The following is a 1,927-nucleotide window of genomic DNA, read 5'->3' as shown; positions in this document are numbered from 1 at the left end:
CTCCCTCAATAAAGTTTAATTTTCTCGCTAATACTCGTGTATTCTCCAAATTTCACTAACACCAAATAGTAATCTCACCAGTACTACTGGATAGAAGTAGAACGAATTGAAATTTCTTACAGGGGATAATCCATCCTAACGTCCAAACTGGTATAGTTTGGTAATTGAGTAGTATGACCGTGCCTATAAATCTCCACGCTACTCACGGTCGCTAACCCTCCCATGTCTCTCCGGATTGGTATCCATACCTTCCTTCGTCCTGCGTATCCATGAGGTGGAGGTCGGATAAGCTCCTTTGCTGGGTCATAAGCCCGTATGGTGAAAATAAACTCCGACTCTGCACTATTGGTGTTTGTTATTTGTAAGTATACAGATGATGCACGGCTTTACATGGAGTGGCGGGCATGGTAGGCTTCCTTAGCCATGGGCGAATCATTGGATAACTCGCCGCTTCGCCAAGGAGCCATGCCCGCAGAGGCTCCGTGTCAAGCCACTTTGGGTGATCTGCTTTCTAAGGTTACACTGCCTGTAATCCGTCCATTTGAGGAATATCTTTTATTAATCTTGAACCATCAAATTCACACTGTTTTTGACCAATGACAAACAACACACGTAGTAACTTACAACACAAGGCAATCAAAGATTGTTGCTTTTTCAAAGGGCGTTCAGGGCGTTTGGTGTAATAGTGATGCAGGGCTTTAAATGTTGAATTATGGGCGACAAGGGGACGAATCGCTAAATATAAGGCTCGGCGTAATCGTTTCCTTCCTCGCTTTGTAATCCTTGTTTGCCCTTTAAATTTACCTGAACTGTGCTCACGTAATGATAGCCCTGCTAAGTTCACTAATTGTTGAGGATGAGAGTACTTTGAAATGTCCCCAACTTCCGCAAAGAATAATCCAACAGTCACCGCCCCTAAGCCTGGAATTTTCATCATTTGTTGGGCACCAGGTAATGTTTCAACGATGGCTTCTAATTCCTGATCCAACTCTTCTAATTGCCGCTTAAAAAGCTCATACTGCTCAATAAGATTCTTCAGTTCACACTTGGCAAATTTCAAGCCTACTTCAATTCCAATGCTCTTTTTGGCTGTTTCTACAAGCTTCGTTGCGCGCTTAATGCCAACTCCTCGTTGGACATACGGTTTCCATTCTTGAAGAACCCTCTCTGGTGTCTTTTTATGAATATCAGAGGGGAACGGAAACAGCTTTAGGGTACAGAGAGCGGCTTTGCCTTCCCAATCTCCAAACACATCGAAAAACTCTGGAAAGTAGCGTTGAATCACATTTTCAATGCGACCTTCTGTGATCATTAATTGTTCAGTAAGCTGATCTCGAATTTTTACACATTCTCTTAGTTCCGCATATATACCATCTAAGAGGTTTGGTACAGAGTATCGCCCATCTTTGATTAACTGGGCGATCACTTTTGCGTCTTTCGTATCGTTTTTCGTTGGAGAATTGTCATCAAGTTCTTTACTTTTCTTAACGTGCATTGGGTTCACGACGACAAAGTCGTAACCTTTTGCCGTTAGATAGTAAGCAAGACTCTTCCAATAATGTCCTGTTGGTTCTACGCCAAAAATGACGTGATTCTTCTTGTGTTTTTCTTGGTGTTGTTTTACCCACTCAATGAGGGCTTCAAAGCCAAAGATTCGATTTTTAAAGATCAAACGCTTTCCAAAGTCTAATCCACGATCATCTTGAGCACGTGCGACATGTTTGTCTTTGGCAATATCAATGCCAATAATGAGTGTTGATGGTGTGATTTGCGAGATTTTGTGATTTTGAGTATAATTCATTACGAGTCCTCCTTGGTTACTAATTTAAGGGTCCATTTTTGCTTCGAAGCTTTGGACACCTCGTATAATACCAAGAGGGCTCTTTTTTGTTCAATCCTCAAATTTCTTCATTACAGGAATGCTCCT

1 protein-coding gene is annotated in these 1,927 nt (G+C 41.8%); it reads right to left on the bottom strand.

The window, feature by feature from the left end; translation table 11 throughout:
* Positions 1-517: 517 nt before the first annotated feature.
* Positions 518-1,801, bottom strand: a complete 1,284-nt coding sequence (locus Q1B07_RS26420) for an IS110 family transposase (RefSeq protein WP_299095743.1) — start codon at positions 1,799-1,801, stop codon at positions 518-520.
* Positions 1,802-1,927 lie beyond the last annotated feature (126 nt).

This window comes from uncultured Metabacillus sp. (genome assembly GCF_947503125.1).
GTDB lineage: Bacteria > Bacillota > Bacilli > Bacillales > Bacillaceae > Metabacillus.
Note: the sequence above shows the minus strand (reverse complement) of the source record. Positions and strands in the feature narration are given on the sequence as shown.

Excerpts from the sequence above, each read along its gene's own strand:
- Q1B07_RS26420 (WP_299095743.1), bottom strand. The coding sequence starts at position 1,801 with ATGAATTATACTCAAAATCACAAAATCTCGCAAATCACACCATCAACA.